This is a genomic window from Streptomyces atriruber (genome assembly GCF_001418325.1).
Taxonomy (GTDB): Bacteria; Actinomycetota; Actinomycetes; order Streptomycetales; family Streptomycetaceae; genus Streptomyces; species Streptomyces atriruber.
Map to the genome: position 1 here is coordinate 1 of NZ_LIPN01000273.1, position 16,476 is coordinate 16,476.

General features: G+C 72.9%; 17 protein-coding genes, 1 tRNA gene and 1 pseudogene. 8 read left to right on the forward strand and 11 right to left on the reverse strand.

Annotated features, from left to right (window positions below; genetic code table 11):
- On the reverse strand, positions 1 to 726 hold a 726-nt coding region (locus AOK03_RS26575; RefSeq protein ID WP_055567874.1), incomplete at its 3' end, for a TerD family protein.
- Positions 727 to 972: 246 nt separating this feature from the next.
- Between AOK03_RS26575 and AOK03_RS26580 the strand changes: the two genes are divergently transcribed.
- The 4 genes from AOK03_RS26580 to AOK03_RS41285 are packed head-to-tail and all read left to right on the forward strand — an operon-like array spanning position 973 to position 5,740.
- Positions 973 to 2,157, forward strand: a complete 1,185-nt coding sequence (locus tag AOK03_RS26580) for an HpcH/HpaI aldolase/citrate lyase family protein (protein WP_055567875.1) — start codon at positions 973 to 975, stop codon at positions 2,155 to 2,157.
- 56 nt (positions 2,158 to 2,213) lie between these two features.
- Positions 2,214 to 4,697, forward strand: coding sequence for a phosphoribosyltransferase (locus AOK03_RS26585; RefSeq protein ID WP_055567876.1), 2,484 nt, complete (start codon positions 2,214 to 2,216; stop codon positions 4,695 to 4,697).
- A gap of 2 nt (positions 4,698 to 4,699) precedes the next feature.
- A complete protein-coding gene (locus AOK03_RS26590; protein ID WP_055567888.1) occupies positions 4,700 to 5,509 on the forward strand; it encodes an HAD family hydrolase in 810 nt (269 codons plus the stop codon).
- 9 nt (positions 5,510 to 5,518) lie between these two features.
- The gene (locus tag AOK03_RS41285; protein ID WP_079074972.1) at positions 5,519 to 5,740 is read left to right on the forward strand and encodes an FmdB family zinc ribbon protein; all 222 of its coding nucleotides are present in this window, start codon (positions 5,519 to 5,521) and stop codon (positions 5,738 to 5,740) included.
- Between the two features lie 154 nt (positions 5,741 to 5,894).
- Here AOK03_RS41285 and AOK03_RS26595 read toward each other — a convergent pair whose 3' ends face one another.
- The 5 genes from AOK03_RS26595 to AOK03_RS26615 all read right to left on the reverse strand — a co-directional run bounded on the left by AOK03_RS26595 (position 5,895) and on the right by AOK03_RS26615 (position 10,652).
- Positions 5,895 to 6,839 carry a sugar kinase gene (locus tag AOK03_RS26595; RefSeq protein WP_055567877.1) on the reverse strand — a complete coding sequence of 315 codons (945 nt, stop codon included), beginning with the start codon at positions 6,837 to 6,839 and terminating at the stop codon, positions 5,895 to 5,897.
- Complete coding sequence (locus tag AOK03_RS26600) at positions 6,836 to 7,471, reverse strand: bifunctional 4-hydroxy-2-oxoglutarate aldolase/2-dehydro-3-deoxy-phosphogluconate aldolase (protein ID WP_055567878.1); 636 nt, start codon at positions 7,469 to 7,471, stop codon at positions 6,836 to 6,838. Before AOK03_RS26600 ends, AOK03_RS26595 begins: the two co-directional genes overlap by 4 nt.
- 23 nt (positions 7,472 to 7,494) lie before the next feature.
- Entirely contained in the window at positions 7,495 to 8,016 is a 522-nt protein-coding gene (locus AOK03_RS26605) for a DUF4383 domain-containing protein (protein ID WP_055567879.1), read from the reverse strand.
- 225 nt (positions 8,017 to 8,241) lie between these two features.
- Entirely contained in the window at positions 8,242 to 9,639 is a 1,398-nt protein-coding gene (locus AOK03_RS26610; protein ID WP_055567889.1) for a hypothetical protein, read from the reverse strand.
- A gap of 158 nt (positions 9,640 to 9,797) precedes the next feature.
- Positions 9,798 to 10,652: a DUF4097 family beta strand repeat-containing protein gene (locus AOK03_RS26615; protein WP_055567880.1), complete on the reverse strand. Its 855-nt coding sequence runs from the start codon at positions 10,650 to 10,652 to the stop codon at positions 9,798 to 9,800.
- 215 nt (positions 10,653 to 10,867) lie between these two features.
- On the opposite strand from AOK03_RS26615, the gene AOK03_RS26620 reads away from it, so the two are divergent.
- A tRNA-Val gene (locus AOK03_RS26620) sits at positions 10,868 to 10,939 on the forward strand.
- Positions 10,940 to 11,221: 282 nt separating this feature from the next.
- Positions 11,222 to 12,118 (forward strand): PRC and DUF2382 domain-containing protein, encoded by an 897-nt coding sequence (locus tag AOK03_RS26625; protein ID WP_055567881.1) that lies wholly within the window; start codon positions 11,222 to 11,224, stop codon positions 12,116 to 12,118.
- Positions 12,119 to 12,229: 111 nt separating this feature from the next.
- On the opposite strand, the gene AOK03_RS26630 is transcribed toward AOK03_RS26625, so the two are convergent.
- Both AOK03_RS26630 and AOK03_RS26635 read right to left on the reverse strand, forming a co-directional pair.
- On the reverse strand, positions 12,230 to 12,538 hold the full coding sequence (locus AOK03_RS26630; RefSeq protein WP_055567882.1) for a hypothetical protein: 309 nt from the start codon (positions 12,536 to 12,538) through the stop codon (positions 12,230 to 12,232).
- Positions 12,539 to 12,617: 79 nt separating this feature from the next.
- Positions 12,618 to 12,971, reverse strand: a complete 354-nt coding sequence (locus AOK03_RS26635) for a hypothetical protein (RefSeq protein ID WP_055567883.1) — start codon at positions 12,969 to 12,971, stop codon at positions 12,618 to 12,620.
- Between the two features lie 161 nt (positions 12,972 to 13,132).
- On the opposite strand from AOK03_RS26635, the gene AOK03_RS26640 reads away from it, so the two are divergent.
- On the forward strand, positions 13,133 to 13,357 hold the full coding sequence (locus AOK03_RS26640) for a DUF2277 domain-containing protein (RefSeq protein ID WP_055567884.1): 225 nt from the start codon (positions 13,133 to 13,135) through the stop codon (positions 13,355 to 13,357).
- Positions 13,358 to 13,422: 65 nt separating this feature from the next.
- Here the strand turns inward: AOK03_RS26640 and AOK03_RS26645 are convergent, their stop codons facing one another.
- The gene (locus tag AOK03_RS26645) at positions 13,423 to 14,058 is read right to left on the reverse strand and encodes a DedA family protein (protein WP_055567885.1); all 636 of its coding nucleotides are present in this window, start codon (positions 14,056 to 14,058) and stop codon (positions 13,423 to 13,425) included.
- 261 nt (positions 14,059 to 14,319) lie between these two features.
- On the opposite strand from AOK03_RS26645, the gene AOK03_RS26650 reads away from it, so the two are divergent.
- Positions 14,320 to 14,907, forward strand: coding sequence for a superoxide dismutase family protein (locus AOK03_RS26650; RefSeq protein ID WP_055567886.1), 588 nt, complete (start codon positions 14,320 to 14,322; stop codon positions 14,905 to 14,907).
- A 116-nt stretch (positions 14,908 to 15,023) separates the two neighbouring features.
- On the opposite strand, the gene AOK03_RS26655 is transcribed toward AOK03_RS26650, so the two are convergent.
- Together AOK03_RS26655 and AOK03_RS26660 are read right to left on the reverse strand one after the other, a co-directional pair.
- The gene (locus AOK03_RS26655) at positions 15,024 to 15,479 is read right to left on the reverse strand and encodes a DoxX family protein (protein ID WP_055567887.1); all 456 of its coding nucleotides are present in this window, start codon (positions 15,477 to 15,479) and stop codon (positions 15,024 to 15,026) included.
- Between the two features lie 79 nt (positions 15,480 to 15,558).
- Positions 15,559 to 16,476 (reverse strand): annotated as a pseudogene (locus tag AOK03_RS26660) (FAD/NAD(P)-binding protein); the annotation flags it as partial.

Consider the following 16,476-nt stretch of genomic DNA (forward strand, 5'->3'; position numbering starts at 1 on the left):
GCCGTAGGCGGGCTGGGGCGCCGGGTGCCGGGGCGGCTCGGGCGGATAGCCGTACGAGGGCTGCGGCGGCGACTGCGGGGCGGGCTGGGCGACGGGCTGCTGGGCCACCGACTGCTGCGGCATGGGCTGCTGGGGCGGCAGCGGGAAGGAGGTCGAGGGTGCGGGCTCCGACGATGCGGAGTCCGAGTCGTCCACGGAGATCCCGAAGTCGGAGGCGAGCCCCTCGAGACCGTTGGAGTACCCCTCGCCCAGCGCGCGGAACTTCCAGCCCTCGCCGCGGCGGTAGAGCTCCCCGCAGATCAGCGCCGTCTCCTCGCCGGTCTGCGGAGTGATGTCGAAGTGGGCGAGCGGTTCGCCCTCGGTGACGGCGGCGTCGTACAGCAGGATCCGCAGCGCGGGTACGTGCTCGAAGGCGACGCCCTCCGCGGACGCGGCCAGGAGCACGCGGCTCACGGCCGGGTCCATGCCCGCCAGATCCGTCTGGATCGTGTCGGTCAGACCCTCGGAGGTCCGCTTCTTGCCGAGCCGCCAGACCTTGCCGCCGGGGTGGCGCGGCTGGTTGTAGAAGACGAAGTCCTCGTCCGAGCGCACCCGCCCGTCGCCGCCGAGCAGCAGCGCCGACGCGTCGACGTCGGGGACGCCCTGCCCGGGGGTCCAGCGCAGCACGGCGCGGACCGCCGAGGCTTCCAGAGGGACGTTCGACCCCTTCAACATCGCGTGCGTCATGCGGTCATCCTGCCTTCCCCCGCAGGGGTGGGACAACGCGGGGGGCCGAAGGCCCCGGCCGCGTCACCGGGCTCCTGACCTGCGGGTGGTGCGAGCGTGCGACGGTTGTGTGGTGAGCATGTGTGACATGGCCGGGTTACCTGAAGTTCATGCCCGGAGGGAACCCCCGGCACCCGTCTCTACGTACTATTACCGGCCACATCAGAACGGCCCACGTCGACGAAACAGGCGATAGCAGGGACTCACATGCGTCATTTCGGGCATCTCGCCCCAGAGGTGCGGCACCGCCTCTTCCACCGGGAGCCGGGTGCCTTCACCGCGGACTCCCCGCCCCACCTGCTCGCGCCCGCCCTGGGCGCCACGCTCTACAGCCCGGCCACCCGTCCCCGCCTCGCCGAGGACATCCTGAAACAGGCCGGGCGCGGAGTGGTCTCCATGGTGATCTGCCTGGAGGACTCCATCGACGACGCCGAGGTCGCCGAGGCCGAGGAGAACCTGGTCGGGCAGTTCGCCGACCTGGCGGAACGGGGCGTCGAGCCGCCCCTGCTCTTCATCCGGGTGCGCGCCGCCGAGCAGATACCGGACCTGGTCCGCAGGCTCGGCACGAGCATCCGGCTGCTGTCCGGATTCGTACTGCCCAAATTCACCGAGGAGCGGGGCGTCCCGTTCCTGGAGGCACTCGTGGCCGCGGAGGCCGAGCTCCCGGCGGGGCCCGAGGGCCCGGCGCGGCGGCTCTTCGCCATGCCCGTCCTGGAGTCGCCCGAGCTGCTGCACCTGGAGAGCCGCGCCGAGACCCTCGCCGGGATAGCCCGCACCGTCGACAAGTACCGCGACCGGGTCCTCGCGCTGCGCCTCGGCGTCACCGACTTCTGCTCGGCGTACGGACTGCGCAGGCCACCGGACATGACCGCGTACGACGTGCAGATCGTCGCCTCCGTCATCGCCGACGTGGTGAACGTGCTCGGCAGGGCCGACGGCACCGGCTTCACCGTGACCGGACCGGTCTGGGAGTACTTCCGCGTCCAGGAGCGGATGTTCAAGCCGCAGCTGCGCCGCAGCCCCTTCCTGGAGGGCCGCGCCGACGAGCTGCGCCAGGCCCTCATCGAGCACGACATGGACGGGCTGCTCCGCGAGATCGAGCTCGACCGCGCCAACGGCCTGCTCGGCAAGACCTGCATCCACCCCTCGCACGTGCTGCCCGTGCACGCACTCTCCGTGGTCAGCCACGAGGAGTTCAGCGACGCCGAGGACATCCTGCGTCCGGAGCGGTGCGGCGGCGGGGTCCTGCGCTCCTCGTACACGAACAAGATGAACGAGGTGAAGCCGCACCGCGCCTGGGCCGAGCGGACCCTGCGGCGCGCCGAGGTCTTCGGCGTCGCCAGGGAGGACGTCGGCTTCGTGGAGCTGCTCGCCGCGGGGCTTCCCGCCTGAACCGCCGGGCCTCCCGCCCGAACGGCCGGAACCTCCGGCCGACGAACCTAAGGAACATGACGTACGTGACTGAAGACGCGGTGCCGGAGACCGAGGCGACGGAATGGTCGGGGACCTGGGTCGCCGAGCGGCTCGGAGTCGGCCTCGAAGGCGACGAGGCGCTGCGCGGCATGCTCGGCCTCGCCCTGCGCCGCAACCCCAAGCGGGCCCACCTTCTGGTGTCGAACGTCCTGGGCAAGCACGTCCCGCAGCACCCCTCGGCCGTGTACGCGGCCGGGCACGACCTCGGCGTCCGGGTGCGGGACCTCCTCGGCGACGACGAGGCCCGCCGCGCCGTCGTCCTCGGCTACGCGGAGACCGCGACGGGCCTCGGTCACGCGGTCGCCGACGGTGTCGCCCTCGCCCCCTACCTGCACTCCACCCGGCGCCCCGTCGAGGGCGTCGAGCGCGCGGGCGGCTTCGAGGAGTCCCACTCGCACGCCACCTCGCACCTGCTGCTGCCGGAGGACCCGCGGCTGCTCGCCGGGGACGGGCCGCTGGTCCTGGTCGACGACGAGTTCTCCACCGGCAACACCGTCCTGAACACCGTCCGCGCCCTGCACGAGCGCTTCCCGCGCGAGCGGTACGTCATCGTGGCGCTGGTCGACATGCGCTCGCCCGAGGACCAGGGGCGGCTCGCCGACTTCGCCCGCGAGATCGGCGCGCGCGTCGACCTCGTCGCTGCGGCGTCCGGCACGGTGCGGCTGCCCGACGGCGTCCTGGCGAAGGGGCAGGCGCTGGTCGCCGAGTACGAGGGCGCCGCGACCGTCCCGCAGCCCCGGGGGGAGCGCGGCCGGGTCGACCGCGTCGAGCTCGGCTGGCCCGCGGGCGTTCCCGACGGCGGGCGGCACGGCTTCACGCCGGACCACCGGGCCCGGCTCGACGAGGCCCTCCCCGGCATGGCCGAGCGGATCGCCCGGGAGCTGCCTGCCGATGCGCGCCGTGTGCTCGTCCTCGGCTTCGAGGAGCTGATGTACGCCCCGCTCGCGCTCGGCGTGGAGCTGGAGCGGCGGACCGGCGCGGAGGTGCGGTTCTCCACCACGACCCGCTCGCCCGTGCTCGCCGTGGACGACCCCGGCTACGCGATACGCACCCGCCTCGCCTTCCCCGCGCACGACGAACCGGCCGACGGCCCCGGGACCCGGTACGCGTACAACGTCGCGGGCGCGGGCTTCGACGCGATCGTCGCCGTCGTCGACTCCGTCGCGGACACCCCTCGACTGCACGCCGAGGACGGACTGCTGGTCCAGCTGTCCGCACACACCGGGCACGTCCTGCTGGCCGTCGTCCCCTCCTACGTACCTGAACACGCACCTCAGCACGTTCCTGAAAGGTCCCGCATGCTCCCCGAGCCCCTCCGCGGCCCCGACTTCTCCTCGTACGCACCCGAAGACGTCGGCTGGCTGCTCCAGGACCTCTCGGACGTGACGCTCGAAGCGCCGACGGAGGAGCGCGAGGAGGCGATACAGAGCGGTGGCGCGCACTACGCCGAGTCGCTGCCCGTCGAGTACCAGCCGAGCGAGCGCTACCAGGACCTGTTCCGCGCCGCCCTCGACACCTCCGCCGCCCGCATCGCGCGGGCGGTCGGCACGGTCACCGAGACCGTCCTCGCCGAGCGGTCACCGCGCCCGGTGCTCGTCTCGCTGGCCCGCGCCGGTACGCCCGTCGGCGTGCTGATGCGCCGCTGGGCCGCGCACCGGCACGGCCTCGACCTGCCGCACTACGCGGTGTCGATCGTCCGCGGCCGTGGCATCGACGCCAACGCCCTGCGCTGGCTCGCCGCCCACCACGACCCTTCCGACGTCGTCTTCGTCGACGGCTGGACCGGCAAGGGCGCGATCACCCGTGAACTGGCCGACGCGATAAGGGAGTTCGAGGAGGAGGGCGGCGCCGCCGGATTCGGTCCGGAGATCGCCGTGCTCGCCGACCCCGGCTCGTGCGTGCGCACCTACGGCACCCGCGAGGACTTCCTCATCCCCTCCGCCTGCCTCAACTCCACGGTTTCCGGGCTGATTTCGCGTACGGTGCTCCGCGCCGACCTGGTCGGCCCGGACGACTTCCACGGCGCGAAGTTCTACCGCGAGCTGGCCGGTACCGATGTGTCCGGCCACTTCGTCGACGCGGTCGCCGCCCGCTTCGACGAGGTCGCCGACGCCGTCGACGTACAGGTCAAGGAGCTGCTCACCGCCGACCGCGCGCCGACCTGGGAGGGCTGGGCCGCCGTCGAGCGGATCAGCGAGGAGTACGGCATCCATGACGTGAACCTCGTCAAGCCGGGCGTCGGCGAGACGACCCGCGTGCTGCTGCGCCGCGTCCCCTGGAAGATCCTGGCCCGCAAGGGCGCGGGCGCGGACCTCGATCACGTGCGCCTGCTCGCCGAGCAGCGGGGCGTGCCCGTCGAGGAGGTCGACGAACTCCCGTACACCTGCGTCGGGTTGATCCATCCCCAGTACACGCGCGGCGCCACCGGCGCGGACGGCAAGGCGGTGGTTTCCCAGTGACCGTGACCAGGATCGTCGCGAGCGACCTCGACCGCACCCTGATCTACTCCACCGCCGCCCTCGGCCTGACCATGCCGGACGCGGAGGCGCCGCGCCTGCTCTGCGTCGAGGTGTACGAGGGCAAGCCGCTGTCGTACGTCACCGAGACCGCCGCCGGGCTCCTGGCCGAGCTGGCGCGCACGGCCGTCTTCGTGCCGACCACCACGCGCACGCGTGAACAGTACGGGCGCATCCATCTCCCGGGTCCCGCGCCGAAGTTCGCGGTCTGCGCCAACGGCGGGCACCTGCTCGTCGACGGCGTCTGCGACCCCGACTGGCGGACGACGGTCGCCCGCCGCCTCGCCGCGGAGTGCGCCTCGCTCGACGAGGTCCGCGCCCACCTCGTGCGCACCGCCGACCCCGCCTGGCTGCTCAAGGAGCGCGTCGCCGAGGACCTGTTCGCGTACCTCGTCGTCGAGCGCGCGCTGCTCCCCGACGAGTGGGTCAAGGAGCTCGCCGTCTGGGCTGAGGGGCGTGGCTGGACCGTGTCGCTGCAGGGCCGCAAGCTCTACGCCGTGCCGAAGCCGCTCACCAAGAGCGCGGCCGTGCGGGAGGTCGCCCGGCGGGCCGGGGCCGAGGAGATCCTCGCCGCGGGCGACTCGCTGCTCGACGCCGACCTGCTGCGCGCGGCGGACCGCTCCTGGCGGCCGGGGCACGGTGAGCTCGCGGACACGGGCTTCACCGCGACGGGGCTCACGGTGCTGCCGGAGCGGGGCGTCGCGGCGGGCGAGGAGATCGCCAAGGCGTTCCTGGGGGCGGTGGGGCCCCGCTAGCCTGGGGCCATGCCTCGTTACGAATACCGGTGCCGGTCCTGCGGTGAGACCTTCGAGCTCAGCCGCCCGATGGCCGAGTCGGCCGATCCCGCGGTGTGCCCTGCCGGGCACGGCGACACGGTGAAGTTGCTGTCGACCGTGGCGGTCGGCGGCTCCTCGGCCTCGGCGCCCGCTCCTCGCGGGGGCGGAGGCGGCGGGGGCGGTTGCTGTGGTGGGGGTTGCTGCGGCTGATGCCGCCGCGGCTGACGTCACTGTCCGGCGCGGGGCCGTGCCTGGGGCGAGTGCGGGCGCGGGTGCTTCGTGGCTGGTCGCGCGGTTCCCCGCGCCTCTGAGGAGGCGCCCCTTCAGGGGCGCCTGCTGACAGACGGTGGCTCGTGACGAGTCCCTAGCGGACCACCGTGCCGGGCCCCGCCCCGAGCAGCTTCAGCTCCGCCCGTGTGGGCGCCCCCTCCCAGTCGCCCCGCGACGCCACCGCGAACGCGCCCGTGGTGACCGCCCGGTCCAGGCGGGTCGACAGATCCGCGCCGTCGAGCAGCGCCGACAGATACCCGGCGACGAACGCGTCGCCCGCGCCGACCGCGTCCACGGCCCGCACCTCGCGCGCGGGGGAGTGCAGCGGTCCTTCGGCGCTGTGGACGGTCGCGCCCCGCGCGCCGAGCTTGACCACGACCTCGCGGATCCCCTCGTCCAGCAGGACCTGCTCCGGGGTGGTGGCGGCCCCCGACGGCAGGCACAGGGGCAGTTCGTCGTCGGAGGCGATGAGCACGTCGACGTGGGGGAGCCAGGCGCGCAGCTCGGTCGCCGCCTGCTCGGAGCTCCACAGACGGGAGCGGAAGTTCACGTCCAGGCAGACCTGTGTGTCGTGCTCGCGGGCGAGCCGGAGGGCGCGTCGGCAGGCCTCCGCCGCCGACGGGCCGAGGGCCGGGGTGATGCCGGTGAGGTGCAGGACGCGCGGCGCTCCGGCGGCGAAGGCCGCTTCGACCGCGTCGGGGGTGAGCCGTGAACCTGCCGATCCCGCCCGGTAGTAGTGCACGCGGGTCACTTCCGGCAGCCGCGGTTCGAAGAGGATGAGGCCCGTCGGGGCCGCCGCGTCCCGGGTGGCCGCGGTGACGTCGACGCCCTCCGCGCGCAGCGTGCGCAGGACCAGCTCACCGGCCTCGTCGTCGCCGACCGCGCCCGCCCAGCGGACGGTGTGGCCGAGGCGCGAAAGACCGATGGCGACGTTGCTCTCGGCACCGGCGACGGACAGGTCCATGGAGCCGCCCAGCTTGAGGGGGCCGCTGCCGCGCAGGGCGACCATGGTCTCGCCGAGGGTCAGGACGTCGCTCATCGGGCCACCGCCTCCGCGACGCGCACGAACTCCGCCGCCCTCGCCCGCAGCGCACCCAGGTCGCCGCCGTCGGCCGCATCGCCGATCAGCGGTGAGCCGACGCCCACCGCGACCGCGCCGAGCCTCAGATACGCCTCCGCGGCCGCCGCGTCCACGCCGCCGACCGGCACGAAGGGGACGTCGGGGAACGGGGCGCGCAGCGCCTTGAGGTAGCCGGGACCGCCCATCGCCGAGGCGGGGAAGATCTTCAGCGTCGTCACGCCCGCCGCCCGCGCCGCGATGACGTCGGTGGGCGTCAGGACGCCGCCGAGCACCGGAAGCCCCAGTGCGACGGCCTCGTCGACGCCCGCGCCGAGGCCGGGCGTGACGATGAGGTTGGCGCCCGCGTCGGCGGCCCGGCGGGCGTCGTCAGCGGTGAGGACCGTGCCCGCGCCGAGCCAGGCGTCCGTCCCCAGCTCGGCCCGCGCCCGGCGCAGCACGCCCAGCGCGTCGGCGCCGCTGAGGGAGACCTCGACGAGGGGAACGCCGGACTCCACCAGCGTCATGACCGTACGGAAGGAGGCGTCGGGGTCGGTGCCGCGCACGATGGCGACGAGGCGCCGCGCCCGGAGAGCCGTGGGGAAGTCGAGCATCTCCCCACATTCGCACAGCCGTTTCAGTCGGTCCGATCCGGGTGGCGCGCCTTCCAGTACGGGTTGTCGTGCGGCAGCCCGCCGCTGACCCTGCCGTACATCCCGAAGGTCATGAGCAGCACGCCCACGACGAAGCTGAAGAGGACGTTCTGGATCCGGAACGCCAGGAAGTTGTGGCTGGAGTCCAGCAGGGCGAGATTGACGAAGCCGCTCACGATGAACGCGACGCCCAGGACCGTGTTCAGGGTCGAGGCGAAGTTGCCGCCGATCACCATGCCCACGAGGAGCAGCAGGCCGACGACGATCGACAGGACGCTGAGCGCGCCGTTCGTACTGAGCCCGGCGACCGAGTCACCGCGGGTGTCGAAGAACCCGATCTTGTCGATGAGCCCGAGGATGCCGAACGTGAGCAGAACGAGACCCATCAGGCCCGCGCCCGCGCGGTAGACCTGGTTGAGCCGGTGGTCGACGGGCAGGTGCTCGTCGAGCGTGATGTGGCGCCGGTTCCCCCGCTTCGTCCCCGGACGGAGCACGTGCGTGGCCATGTCAGCCTCCTGGTGCGAGCGGAGGACGACGTGCGTCCGCACGCCGAGCCCCGTACGCCACTCCAGGATCCGCCCGCGGGACGGCGACTGCCAACCGCAAGCGTGCGCGGCAGCCGCACCGGCCCCTAGGGCGCCCTGCCCGCGCTCCTCCCCCCGAGGGCCCTGCCCAGCGCTCCTGCCTCAGGCACCCTGCCCGCCCTCAGGCGCCTTGTCCACGCTCCTGCCTCAGGCGCCTTGTCCGCGCTCCTCCCGTATCTGCGCGACCACGCGCGCCACGGTCGTGCGGACCGCCTCGGTCTCGGTCAGGAAGTGCCAGTAGTCGGGGTGGCGGCCTTCCAGGGACGCCACCGCGCGGTCCAGGCGGGCCACGGACTCGTCGAGCGGGCGGGCGTGCCGCTGCTCGGGCGTCTGGCGGCCCGCCATCGCCAGGCGCTGCGCGTCCCGGATCGCGAACCGGGTGCGCTCGATCTCCTGCTGCGGGTCCTTCGACACCGCGTTCAGCCGCTGGAGGCGGTCACCGGCCGCGGAGACCGCCTCGTCCGTGGTGTTCAGCAGCGCACGGACCGTGGAGAGCAGCGAGGTGGCGTCCGGCCAGCGCTGCTCGTCGCGCGCCTGCTGGGCCTCCTTCAGCTTGGCCTCGGCCCGGCGAACGTTCTCCACGGCCTGGTCGGGGACGTGCTGCAGGTCCTGCCAGCACGCGGCGGCGAACCGGCGCCGCAGCTCGCTGAGGACCGGGTCGACCTGGCCGGTGCGGGTGGTCAGCGCCTGCGCGCGGGTGCGCAGCGAGACGAGCCGCCGGTCGATCTCGGCGGCCCGCTCGGGCAGCCGCTCGGCCTCGGCGCGCACGGCCTCGGCGTCGCGCAGGACGCGGTCGGCGCGCTGCAGCGTCTCCGGCACGCCGTGGCGGCCCGCGCCCTGGTTCAGCTTGGTCAGCTCGGGGCCGAGGGTCGCCAGGCGGGCGGCGAGGTCGTCGGCCTTCAGTCCGGCCGCGCGCACGGAATCGAGGGCGTTGCTCGCGGCGAGCAGGGTCTGGCGGGCCCGCTCCACCGCGGGGGCGAGCCGGGCGAGCTGGGTCTCCGCCTTGTCGAGCAGCGGCCCGAGGCCCTGCTGGAAGCGCTCCAGGTCCTGCTTGGTCTTGCCCAGCTCCGTCTTCGCGGCGGTCAGCTCGGTCCTTGCGCGGGCCGCGACGGAGGACTCCAGGTCGTCCCGGTCCAGGTCGTGGGCGTCCACCGCGCTGATGTACTGGTGGCTGACCTCGTCGATGCGGTGCCCGATCGCCTCGAAGTCGGAGACGGCGCGCTGGGCCGCAGGCGAGGAGTCGACGGCCACGATCGTCTCGATGGAGATGCGCAGGTCGCGCTGGGCGGTGTCCAGTTCGTAGAAGGCCGCGGCGGCGGCGTCCTTCGCGGCCTGCGCCTCGGCGCGCAGGCTCTCGCCGCGCCCGCCGAACCAGCGCCGGGTGCCGCCGCCCGCGAACGCGGCAGGGACGGCGACGGCGAGCAGGGGCAGGGAGAGGGAGACGAAGGTGACGAGGGCGAGGGCATCACGCAGGGGGCCGCCGCGGCGCGCGCTCCCGTGGGGACGGCGGGAGGGGGCTTTCGCGGTGCGAGCGGGGCCCGCCACCTCCACTGCTCCTGCCGCGTCCGTCGTGCTCTCGGCCTCTGTTCTGTCCGGTGTGTACGGCTGTGAAGGTGTCGCCGTCACTATCCCTCTCCCGTGCTGTCATCCGCCCTGCCCGGTGTCACATTCTCCCACCGGTTAAAGACGAATACACGGGCCCATTAGTTCGCGCTGCGCACAGTGACTTTGCCGTCGGAGCTGTGGACGGACACGTGGTGGGGGCTGCTGTCGTCCCGTGGCACCGACACGTCGACGGAGCTGTCGGAGGTCTCGGTCCGTACGTCGTACGGGACGCGCTTGCCGTGCTGCTCCTTCGGCACGGCTATGTCGACGGAGCCGTCCTTGCTGCGGGCCTCGACACGGTCGGGCACGGCGGCGAGCTCCAGCCGCACGGACCCGTCCTTGGAGTCGGCGGACACCCGCCCGGACGTGATGCCGCGCGCGGTGATGGAGCCGTCGGAGCTGTGCAGGCCGAGTGGCCCCTCGGCACCCTCGACGGTGATCGATCCGTCGGAGCTGTCCAGGTCGAGCGGTGCGCGGGCGTCCTTGACGGTGACGGAGCCGTCCTTCGTACGCACCTTCATCGCGTCCCGGAACCCGCCGGCCGTGACACTGCCGTCCTTGTTCTCGACGGTCACGGCGACTCCGCGCGGCACCTCCACGCGGTGCCTGGCCGAGCAGTTGGCGATGATCCCGGAGCACGACACGTCGAGCTCGAGCCGGTCGCCGTCCATCTCCCACGTCACCTTGGGGTCGCCGCCGAGTACGGTCTGCCCGTCGAACCACCGGGTCACCTTCACGCCCTTGGCGCCGCTGCCCGCCGGGACCAGGTCGAGCGAGGTGTCGCTGGACTCGACGGTCAGCGTCTTCCCCGCCAGGGCGAACGTCCGGTGGTCCGGCTCGGTGTCGTCATCGGCGTCGGCCCCGCACGCACCGACGAGCAGGACGACGGCCACGGTCCCGCCGACGGCGGCGAGGGCGCGGCCGGCGCGCGGGCTACGGGTGCGGACGGTCATGACGGATCCCCCTGTAATGATCTTGCTGGTCTCCGACAGACTCTACGGAACCGCCCGAGTCGACAGGATCCGGACTGCCGCAGGATTCGGGGTGGGGTTAACCCCCGGACGCGGGCGGCTCCTGGCGGCCCCCGGCAGCTCTTGGCAGCTCCTGGCGGCGCAAAAGGGGTTTGCGGGGCACTGCCTGCGGCAAGGTAGGCTGTCCACTCGTTCCCGGGCGCGTAGCTCAGGGGTAGAGCGCCTCCCTTACAAGGAGGATGTCGGCGGTTCGAAACCGTCCGCGCCCACCGGGTTTCACCTGTGAAAGGGCCCCGCACCGAATCTCGGTGCGGGGCCCTTTCCGTCTGCTGGCGACGTAGCTCGAATGGGCTAATCGAGTGGCCGTGGGGCAGACCGGGGCGATCGCCTCAGGCGGGCCGATGGGGCCTTCTCGCAGCGCTCTCCGTGCACGTTCCGTCACTTTCCTGGTTGCGGCGCGCCGCGAGGCGGAGCGCGATGGAGGGGAAGCGTGCGGCTGTCGTGGCGAGAGTCGATTTCGCCCGTCGCGCGCTCCGAGGGAGTGATCACCCATGACGCAGGGCGAAGGCTTCACCAACTCCGACGGGCTCGCGGGCATGACGGCCTACGACCGGACCGGCGAGAAGATCGGCAGCGTCGAGCAGGTGTATCTCGACGACCGCAACGGTCGCCCCGAGTGGGTCACCGTCAAGACCGGTCTCTTCGGTATGAAGCAGAGCTTCGTCCCGCTCGCCGGAGCCCGTCGCCAGGACGACCAGCTGCACGTGGCGACGACGAAGGAGGCCGTGAAGGACGCTCCCCGCATCGACGCCGACCAGCACATCGAGCCGGGCGAGGAGCACGAGCTCTACGCCCACTACGGGCTCACCCGGCCCCAGGCGGCGGCCGGTGGCGCGGCTGGTGGTGCGGCGGCCGGCAAGCGGGGCCGTGAGGGCATGCGTGAGCACGAGGGCATGGCCGGGATGGCCGGTGCGGGCGCGGGTGCCGGCATGGTCGGTGCGGGCGCCGCGAGCCGCTCGACGGGGCAGGACGACAGCAAGTCCGGCGAGATGATCCGCTCCGAGGAGCGGCTGCGGGTCGGCACGGAGGAGGAAGTGGTCGGGCGTGCCCGGCTGCGCAAGGTCGTCGTCACCGAGGACGTGAAGACGTCCGTGCCCATCTCCCACGAGGAGGTGCGCGTCGTCCGCGAGCCCATCCGCGAAGGCGACGGCACGCGCGCCAGCATCGGCGAGGCCGAGGCCGAGGTGACCCTGCACGCCGAGAAGGCCGTGGTCAGCAAGGAGTCCGTGCCGGTCGAGCGCGTCCGGCTGGAGACCGAGAAGGTGACGGAGACGCAGGAGATCTCCGACACGGTGCGCAAGGAGCAGATCGAGTACGACGGCGGCAAGGGTGAGCGCGGCGTCAAGGGTGAGGGCTGGCGCGACCGGAAGCAGGGGCCGCGCCACTGACGATGACGTTGCCCCACCCGCGCGCGGGCGCTCCCGTGCCGGTGCGAAGGCCCTCCTCCGGTTTCGGTGGGGGGCCTTCGCCTTGCGGGTGATGCGTGTGACGCCGCCCTGTCAGCGGGAGCCCGGGTGTGTTCTGCGGTACCGGCGGTCCCAGCGCTCCATCCGTTCCTTGCGGATGCGGTAGTCGCGGTAGGTCTTGGGGTAGCTGCCCCCGCCGCCTCCGCCCCCGCCCATGCCACCGCCGCTGCTCGCGGAGCCGCTCCCTGAACTGCTGCCCGAGCCGCTGTTCTTGGCGGACGAACCGCCTTCGTAGAAGCGTGCCAGGTAGAAGATGAGCGCCGCTGCGGCCAGCCACAGCAGTGGTTGGCTGAAGCCCAGGCCGAAGAGGGCCAGGATCGCGACGACTATCAGGACGTTCAAGGCTGCACCTCCGTGGCTCGAAGGGGGCTCGTGCGTGGCTGATAGGGAGTCAACGCCCGCTGTCTGCGGCTGTCAATGGCTAGGCGGAGAGGGAGTCGTCCGGCGTTTCGTGGGCGTGCTTGAGAGCCGCGCGTGCGGTGACGGCGTCCGGCCCCGAGACCTGTTCCCAGTACTCGTGACACGTCACGAAGACCGCCAACTCCCGCTCCTTGGAACGGAGTTTCTCGACCTCGGCCTGTTCGTCCGGGGTCCAGCCGGGCGAGGCGGGGCGCTCCACCTTGCGCCAGCCGCCGGTGTCGCTGAATCCGTCGAGGGGCTCGACCGACCAGGGCAGGCGTTTGAGCAGGGCCAGGAGCACGGAGCGGACCTGGTGCAGTTCCTCCTGGCCGGCGAGGAGGTCGCTCGGGAAGTCATGGGATGGGGTGGCAGGCACGCCGTAATGGTACTCCTGTTCGAATTACGTGTGCGAGTGAAGCGTGCGAACGATCGAGCCGTCTTGTCAGTGGACATCGAGCCGTCACGGCAGTTCGTATCGAGCCGTCACGGCAGTGCGCATCGAGCCGTCTTGTCAGTGGGCGGTGGCAAGCTGGATGCATGTGCCGAAGCATCAAGACGCTCCGCCCGCCCGCGATCCCCGAGGACGCCACCGAGGAGGAGATCCGCGCGGCCGCGCTCCAGTACGTCCGGAAGGTCTCCGGCTTCCGCGCCCCCGCCGCACACAACCGCGAGGTCTTCGATCACGCGGTGGACGCGGTGGCGAAGGCGACGACGGAACTGCTGGCGGGCCTGGAGGTGCGCGGGGCGCAGCGGGCCTCGTAAGGGGACGCAGGACGCAGGTGTCGGAGGCCGCCGGGCCTCCGTGCGGGGCGGCTCGCCGTCGCGGGTCAGCTCGCCGTCGTGGGGCGGCTTGCCGTCGTGGGGCGGCGGACCAGGAACGCCGCCCCCGCGCCCGCCGCGAACAGGGCGAGCAGCGAGACGCCCGTGGCCAGCCAGGTCGCGCCCAGCCACTGGCCGCCGAAGTAGCCGAGGGCCACGCTGTAGCCCGCCCAGGCCACGCCCGCCAGGGCGGACCAGGGGAGGAACTCGCGCACCTTGCGGTGGGCCGCGCCCGCGCCGAGGGAGACGATCGAGCGGCCCGCGGGCGCGAAGCGGGCGATGACGACGAGGACGCCACCGCCGCGCGCGAGCGCCGTGCCGAGGCGTTCCTGCGCGCTGGTCAGGCGCCGGGAACGGGCGATCGCGCGGTCGAGTCGTTCGCCGCCGCGCCAGGCGAGCCGGTAGGCGACCATGTCGCCGAGCACGGACGCGGTGGCCGCGCAGAGCATGAGCATCATGATGTCGGGCACGGCGTGCGGAACCTGCCCCGCCGCCCCGGTGCCCGCCGCCGCGGCAGCGGTCGCCGACATGATGACGATGACCCCGCTCGGCAGGACGGGCACGAAGACGTCGAACAGGACGGACAGGGCCACGACCGCGTAGATCCACGGACTGCCGGTCAACGCCCCCACACTCTCAAGCACCGTAACTCCCCGTTACTCCCCGTTAGGCAGCGCGTTGCCGCTGTGTCGCGCGGAGAACGGCAGGGGCGGCCTTGGTGACAGCTGTACAGCGTACGCGGCGCGAAGGGCGGGAGATCCACTGGGGGCTTAGATGTTCCCTACATCACGTTCACCCGGCTGCCTCCCCCGATGAGGCGTACGGCCCCGAAGTCCCGTACGAACGAGTCAGTACCCAAGCGGAACGCGGCCGGAACACGGGCGGCACGAGGGACGGAGCGGGCGATGGTGGCAGGGATGCTGGCCGGTGCGGTGGCGGCGGCCGTACTGGCCACGGGCGGCGGAGCGGCCGACGTGGCGGCGGGAAGCTCCTGGGCGCGTGCCGAGGCCTATTTCGCGCCGCCGTCGGCCTTCATTCCCTCGCCTGCGGTCACGTACGACACCGGCCTGGTGCCCGCGGCGTCCTGGATCGAGGTCGAGCAGCACAGCGTCGAGGGCGCCACGAACGTCACGCTGAAGGTCCGCGGCATGAAGCCGGGGTACGCGTACGGCGTGCACGTGCACCAGAGGCCGTGCGGCGCGGAGCCGGAGGCGGCGGGCGGCCATTACCAGCACCGCGTCGACCCGGTCCAGCCCTCGAAGGACCCGGCCTATGCCAACGCGGAGAACGAGGTGTGGCTGGACTTCACCGCCGGAGCGGATGGTTCCGGATCGGTGAGCGCACAGCACGCGTGGGGATTCAGGCCCGGCGAGGCCGCCTCCGTGGTGCTGCACGACGAGCCGGGCGGCGCGGGCGACCGCGCCGCGTGCTTCACGGTGCCGTTCGCGGCCCTGCCGGAGGCGCAGCAGTCGGGCGGCGCGTGGGGCGCGTAGCCGCGCAGGGCCTCCGGCGCGGGCCCGGGTGCGGGTGCGGTACGGCGTCGGCGCCCCCTTCCCCGTACGTACGAGGAAGGGGGCGCCGTCGTCCGAGCCGGAGCGTGCGCCGCAGGTCAGGCCGCGACCGGCGTGTGCTTGGCGTCCGCGCCCTCCTTGTCGCCGCTCTCGGCCCGCGAGGCGAAGAACCGGTCCAGGCCGAACGCGCCGGACCCGGTGAAGACGAAGAGCAGCATCGCCCAGCAGAAGATCGCCGCGGCCTCGCCGCCGTTCTCCATGGGCCACAGGGCCTCCGGCTGGTGGACCTTGAAGTAGGCGTAGGCCATCGAGCCGGACGAGATGAAGGCCGCGGCGCGGGTGCCGAGGCCCAGCAGGACCAGGGCGCCGCCGACGAGCTGGATGACGGCCGCGTACCAGCCGGGCCAGGTACCGACGTCGATCGTGCCGCCGCCCGACGCGCCGCCGAGGACGCCGAAGAGCGAGGCGGCGCCGTGGCAGGCGAAGAGCAGGCCGATCACTATGCGGAACGCGCCGAGGGCGTAGGGCTGGGCGCTGTTGAGACGTCCAGTCATGGTGGGGGACTCCTTCGGTTTGGGGACGGTAACCGAGCGGAGGCCCAAGATTAGGGGAACCTAATTAGTGCTTGCAAGTTCAACATTCGGTCAATCGGAGGTTCCGCTTCGGCTCGGCCCGGGGGCCGGGCGGCGCTGCGGCGGTCCCGGCGGCGGTACGCAGGGCGGCCCGCGCCACCGCGTCGGCGTCCGACAGCGTGACTGAGTCGACGCCGGGGCGCGCACCGGCCGCGGTCACCCAGTGCACCCCTTCCGTGGGCACCCCGAACGCGAACCTGCGGGCATGGGGACGGCCTTGGCGGTCGATCAGGTGATAGGGGCGAGGGGTCACGTCCAGCCCTCCGGTTTCATAGCCGTCGACCACATGCGCGCGGCACTCCCCGCCCGCCAGGAGCCGCCCGAGCAGCGCGTCGCCGGTGCGGCGAAGGTCCGGCTCGGGCAGCCGGGCCTCGATGAGCGAGGTGACGCGAACGGCCGAGTCCGGCACGTCGGGGGAGTGCGCGAGGAACGCCCCGTCCGCGGGCCGCACGGTCAGGCGCGGCCCGAGCACCGTCAGGACCCCCGCCTCGATCAGCGCTGCCATCTCCTCGATGCGGCGGCGCGGCGGGCCGATGGAGAGGAAGGCGTTGAGCGGCGTGTACCAGCGGTCGAGGTGGTCGCGGCGCGATGCCCCGGAGAGGCCGCCGTGGTCGACGACGCCGCGGAGCTCGTTGCGCAGGTCGCGGAGCACGTCGAGCGCGGCCTTCAGCGGGCCCGCGACATTGCCGAGCGCGGCCTGCGCGACGTCCTCGCGCAGCCGGTCCAGGAGCCAGGCGCGGTGGGCCTCCGGGGAGGAGAAGGGGGTGGACGGGTGCGGCCGGGAGAGCCGGTCCCAGGACCAGCGGTCGGCCTCGGCGACACCGAACTCGTCCAGCACGAGAGCCTCCTGCGGGCTCCGGTGCCCGACGGCGAGGAACCGCTCCCGGAAGCCGCCCGCCTCCGAAAGCCCGTCCCCGCC

Excerpts from the sequence above, each read along its gene's own strand:
- AOK03_RS26580 (WP_055567875.1), top strand. The coding sequence starts at position 973 with ATGCGTCATTTCGGGCATCTCGCCCCAGAGGTGCGGCACCGCCTCTTC.
- AOK03_RS26585 (WP_055567876.1), top strand. The coding sequence starts at position 2,214 with ATGACGTACGTGACTGAAGACGCGGTGCCGGAGACCGAGGCGACGGAA.
- AOK03_RS41285 (WP_079074972.1), top strand. The coding sequence starts at position 5,519 with ATGCCTCGTTACGAATACCGGTGCCGGTCCTGCGGTGAGACCTTCGAG.
- AOK03_RS26595 (WP_055567877.1), bottom strand. The coding sequence starts at position 6,839 with ATGAGCGACGTCCTGACCCTCGGCGAGACCATGGTCGCCCTGCGCGGC.
- AOK03_RS26600 (WP_055567878.1), bottom strand. The coding sequence starts at position 7,471 with ATGCTCGACTTCCCCACGGCTCTCCGGGCGCGGCGCCTCGTCGCCATC.
- AOK03_RS26605 (WP_055567879.1), bottom strand. The coding sequence starts at position 8,016 with ATGGCCACGCACGTGCTCCGTCCGGGGACGAAGCGGGGGAACCGGCGC.
- AOK03_RS26615 (WP_055567880.1), bottom strand. The coding sequence starts at position 10,652 with ATGACCGTCCGCACCCGTAGCCCGCGCGCCGGCCGCGCCCTCGCCGCC.
- AOK03_RS26625 (WP_055567881.1), top strand. The coding sequence starts at position 11,222 with ATGACGCAGGGCGAAGGCTTCACCAACTCCGACGGGCTCGCGGGCATG.
- AOK03_RS26640 (WP_055567884.1), top strand. The coding sequence starts at position 13,133 with ATGTGCCGAAGCATCAAGACGCTCCGCCCGCCCGCGATCCCCGAGGAC.
- AOK03_RS26650 (WP_055567886.1), top strand. The coding sequence starts at position 14,320 with ATGGTGGCAGGGATGCTGGCCGGTGCGGTGGCGGCGGCCGTACTGGCC.
- AOK03_RS26655 (WP_055567887.1), bottom strand. The coding sequence starts at position 15,479 with ATGACTGGACGTCTCAACAGCGCCCAGCCCTACGCCCTCGGCGCGTTC.